Genomic DNA, 4,928 nt, shown 5'->3' on the forward strand with positions numbered 1-4,928 from the left:
ACGTTGTCTCCGAGCTTGAGGACCGATGCATCGTTCACGGTCTTCGTGGCCGCAGTCACGGCGTTCTTCGGGTAGACGTTCACGTCATACATCCAGCCGTTCCCCCCGGTGGGGTCCGTCATGGGAATCGTCACCAGGAACGGGGCCGAAGGAGTCACACCGGCCGGGTAACCGGTCTCCGTCACCAGATACAGGCCCAGCGGAAGACTCCCCAGGGTCGCCGTCCCGGCCGCGCCGGTCGTGGCCGTCGAACCCGGGCCCGCCTGCCCCGCGGCCTGCGCCGGAGTCAGCGCAGCCGCCGCAGCCCAGCCCGCATTCGTCGTCAGGTCAATGTTGTCCACCTTCTGCACCGTGAACGTCACCCCAGCCATCGGGGTCAGTGCCGCGGTCTGGGCCGGGGTCAAAGCCGTTCCATCGCTGGGCAGATTGGTCGGCGTGGCCGGCTTCTCATACTTATGGATCGTCAACGAACCCGTCTTTGACGGATCGATGTTCGCGGTGTTCGCCGCGTGTGCACCTCCGGCTCCGAGGGCAAGCATCCCGGCTGAGGCTATTGCGGCCAAAGAGGCTATGACGCCGCGCCTCACCTTCGATGATTTCATCATGTTCCTTTCTTGTTTCCCCCATTGATTTGCGCCGAGCTGCGCTAAGGAGTCTGGTTTTGTGGGGATTTGTTCGCTCGCCTGAAGATGATGAGGGCGAGGGAAATCATGAGGAGCAGTAGTCCTGCGACGGTCGCTCCGAAGAAGCCAGCTGTTCCTGGGCCACCGGCGGATGGAAGATTGACAACCGCCATGTCCAGGATGGTGATGGTCGAGCCGTTCACTGATACGGACGTTGCTGCGGTGGCCGTGTCCAATGCGATGTTGCCGTTGGCCGCAATGGTGAACTTCACGGGGGTGGCGAGGAGCGAGTAGCCGTTCGGGGCTTTGGTTTCGAGCAGCCAGTATGTCCCTGGAAGCATGTTTCTGACCTCGACCAGTCCGGGAGATCCTGACACTGCGCTGTTCACTCCGACCACGGTGGCACCCATTTGCCCGGCAGCATCGTTGCGGATCTCAAAGGTCGATCCAGTCAGCGGGACGGTGGAACCCTGAACTGTCCCTCGTCCTGTCTTTTGCAGGAACAGGTGGCCCGTGGTGGGATTGGTGGTAATGCAGGCCGGGTCCAGCGGCGCCGCGCTGCCCATGACGCACCGTGCCGGCGGGATGACCCCGTTGCCGGTTGCCCCGTTCTTCAGGGTGACGAGCCAAGCAGTGGGGTTGACCGTCACCTTATAGGTCAAAACCGCCGTGCCATTGCCGGGGAGAGTAAATGGCAGCGTGACCAGCTTGCTGTCAGCACCGGGATCAGGAACTGCGAGTGGGGTGCCGCCATCGATGGTCAGTCTCACCGAACCTGCAGTGAATGTGGCGTTGTTCAGTACCTGGCTCAGGTCGTCGGTAAGGATGACGCCGGTGACGGCATTGGCGGTGGAATTAGTAGCGGTCACTGTATACGTGATCACCCTGTTTGTGCTGGGGTCGCCGGGGTTGATGGAGGTTCCGGTAGAGGGGGACGCAGACTTGCCGAGTGTCCACGAGCCCACGGGATTGATCGTGCAGGTGGTGCTGCCGGCCAGGCAGCTCGTTGGCGGGGCGTTAACAGTCGAGGGCGTCAGGTAGTTCTCGAGCGAAGCATTGCCCAGGGTGCCGGCAGCGTTGACTTTGACTTGATAAGTGACCACGCTCTTCGCGCCGGCAGCCACGGTGCCCGTGATGGCCAGGGTCGGCGGTGGCGCTGCGGAGGTGTCGGCCACGGAGAGGGCGACACCTCCCGTGGTGGTCGTTTTGATGGAGTTGGCCACCAGGGAAGAGGCATCCAGGACGTCCCCGAGCCAGTCGGTGTAACTGACAGGGGCCGGGGCGGTACCGCTCGTGTTGTCGAAGGTCAGCGCGTACGTCAGAGCCTGCCCGGACTGGACCAAGGTCCCGGCCACCGGATCCACGCTCTTGGAGGCCACCAAATTGGGCAGGAGGGTACCGCAGGCGGCGTTGTCCGTCGTCGGGCCTTGTTCCTGGCCTCCCGGCAGGGAGACGGAGTTGAACAGGCCGGTCCCGGGACCAGCGCAGGCCGTTGGCTGATTGGTGTTCGAGTAGTGGAACGTCACCGCGAGGTTGAAGCTGTGCGTGACTGCCGGGCCGATGGCGACACCCGGCTGGGCCAACGAGTATGGGCCGGGGGTCGGGGACGAGCCGCCGGCAGGAGCGCCGGTCCCGGACGTTGTCCAGGCAGCACGCGTGATAGCCAGATTCGGGGCGAACGCCGGTGTGTCGGACAGGGCACCGTAGGTGCCGGCCGCCGAGCCCGTGTTGGAGACGGTGACGGTGTAATTGGCAACATAGTTGCCGTTCGTATCCGGACCGGTGACCGCGCCTGCCTGCTTGGCTACATTGATGATGGGCATTGCGAGAGCGCTGTTTGACAAGGTACAGGCGATGTTGGCCCCGGCCACCGGCGTGATGGCCAGGGATCCTGTGAAAGTTGCGCCGTTCGGCAACCCGGGCTGCAAGCCGGACGAGTCCGTACAGGCGATGGTGCTGGCGTAGGACGCAAGGTTTGCCGTTCCGGCGGCCGCTTCGGTCAGCGTGTACGTTGTTCCGGCCGTGGCCGCGTAAGCGCCGGTGGTGCCGGATCCCGCAGTTACTGACGATCCCGTACCGGTCGTGGTCGAGCTCGCAGTGCTGTTGACCACCGTGCCATTCGCGCCGCCGGTGCGGATCTGCATCGTGAACTGATCCGTCGCCGCCTGACGCGGCGCCCCGAGCGCCTTCGTCAACGTGATCCGCGGCGCCTGGACCGTCAAAGTGGCGTCCGCCGGCGGGTTGAGGTTGGTCACGATGTTGGCCGGCCCGTCGACATACGTCCCTTCCGCGGATGCCGTCACATTGAAGGTGATGGTGCAGGACGCCTGCCCCAAGGCAAGGTCCCCGCCGGTGGCCGTGAAGACATTCGACCCGGCGACCCCCGTCCTGACGAACGCCGCACCCCCCTGCTGGACACACGTCCCGCCGATCGCAGGGTTCTGGGCGATCACGACACCGGCAGGCAGCGTGTCCGTGATGCTCCAGTCGTTCTTCGTGTTCAGCTCGCTCGTATTGGTCACGGTCAGCGTCACGGTCGAGGTCTGGCCCGGAGCGATCAGCGCCGGGCTGAACGACTTGTCCAACTGCGGCGTCACGTCCACGAGTCTGATGTTGCTGAACGCCCCGTCGTTGCCGACGGTGGACCCGTTCGTGTTATACATCTCCAGGCCGATGCTCGTGCCGGTCGCCTGGAATGCCTGGTTTGTGGTCATGGAAGCGATCTTCACGGTCCTGGTGACGGTGCCGAAGTTTCCGCCGACATTGCTCGTCACCGTCTGCGTGTAGGTCTGCACGTTCGGGCTGCTGGTAGACGAGCAGCCGTTGAGCGGAGTACCCAGGTTCCTGATGACCGCGCCGGTGAGGGGATCAACGGTGGCGAATTGGTAACCTGGGTCAGTGCTTGGCGCACCGCAGTTTATGTACGCGGTGTTGACGCTGAAGGCGTAGTAGTGGCCGGGGACCGTCGCGATAGGCTGGGCAGTTTTGAACATGACGCTGCCAGTGGCGACATTCGGGCCGACCGGCAAGACGTCACAGTCGCCGGTATCCGTCAAAGTGGTCGGGCACTCCGTGTAGGAGCTCACCACGTTGTAGGTCGACGGCGAACCCGGATCGAACTGCTGCCCCATCGCCAAAGCCAGCATCCGAAGGAACTGGTAGCCGTTAGCCCAGGGGGCCTCCGAGCACCGACCGTTGGCCCCGGAGTCCGAGGGACTGGTACCGGACAGAGCCCAAGAGGGAGCAGCCGAATTGGAGTAGTTCAGAATAATACCGTTGCAGCGGTTTCCGTTGATCCATTTAGGCGATCCGGTGTAGGTCTGGTCGGTCTGACTGACATATATCGTTGACCCGGCTGCAGAGTACGACTTCGCCCCGTATGCCGTTTTATCCGGAAAAGTGTTGAAGTCTTCCGTATAAACCGGTGTAGCTGCCTGGGGCACCCCCGGCGTTCCCGGCGTCGTCGCATACGCGGGTGAAGGCAGGGCGCCGCCCAGGCCAAGGCAGACGATCGTGACGGCGAGGAGAATTGCCAGCAGCTTGGCTGGAACGGACTGCTTCATGGGCTTTTCTTGCATCACTTTCGGGAGCGGGCACGCAGGTGGTCTCTAGCCTTCAAGTGCGCGCTTCCCGCGATTCGTGTCGCAGAAAACAGATTCAATTTTTGGAAATAAGCGGGCGGAAACGGCCACCCACTGAGACAGTGGGAGCTATTGACGGATCGTGACGCGAAAATAGGAAAGTATTTTCGGAACCTGACTAGGCCGGGCCAAATTCTGGGCGCACGGAGTGCTTATTTTGTTTCGGTGCGCTTCCGGCGGCCGGTGATCGTGAACAGGCCTGCGCCTGCGAGCACGAGGACCCCGCCGGCGGTCAGGGCCCAGGTTCCCGCGCCACCGGTGAGCGGGAGCTGGAATCCGGCGGCGTTCGCCAGGACGTTCTCGATCGTCACCGTCACGGTCGAGGGGTCAGTGCCGGTGACCGCGGTCTCGACCGGCTCGGCAAGCAGCGCATACCCGGTCGGGGCCTTGGTCTCGACCAGCCAGTACGACTGGTACCCGGGCTGGCCCGGGCCCACTGCCGCCCCGTTGGCCCAGCCGGAGTAGCGCAGGCCGGAAATCACCAGGTTGCCTGTGGCATCGGTGGTCCAGGAACTGGCACCTCCGACGCTGATCGCGTTGGTGCCCGCCAGCGCATCGGCCCGGCTCGGATACACCGAGAACACCGCGCCGGCCAAGGCCGCGGAACTCCGGGAATCCTTCTTGTGCAGGACAATGTTGCCCCACTTGGTCACCGCCGGAGGGG

Annotated in this window: 3 protein-coding genes; all 3 read right to left on the bottom strand. The window is 63.7% G+C overall.

Features of this window, described 5'->3' with window-relative positions; all coding sequences use genetic code 11:
- The coding region (locus tag ABEA18_RS14835) for a SpaH/EbpB family LPXTG-anchored major pilin (RefSeq protein ID WP_345450262.1) at positions 1 to 605 on the bottom strand (605 nt) is incomplete at its 3' end.
- Between the two features lie 41 nt (positions 606 to 646).
- On the bottom strand, positions 647 to 4,186 hold the full coding sequence (locus ABEA18_RS14840; protein WP_345450263.1) for a DUF7927 domain-containing protein: 3,540 nt from the start codon (positions 4,184 to 4,186) through the stop codon (positions 647 to 649).
- Positions 4,187 to 4,416: 230 nt separating this feature from the next.
- The coding region (locus ABEA18_RS14845; protein WP_345450265.1) for a SpaH/EbpB family LPXTG-anchored major pilin at positions 4,417 to 4,928 on the bottom strand (512 nt) is incomplete at its 5' end.

The sequence above is a fragment of the Arthrobacter gyeryongensis genome, from assembly GCF_039543785.1.
Classification (GTDB): Bacteria; Actinomycetota; Actinomycetes; order Actinomycetales; family Micrococcaceae; genus Arthrobacter; species Arthrobacter gyeryongensis.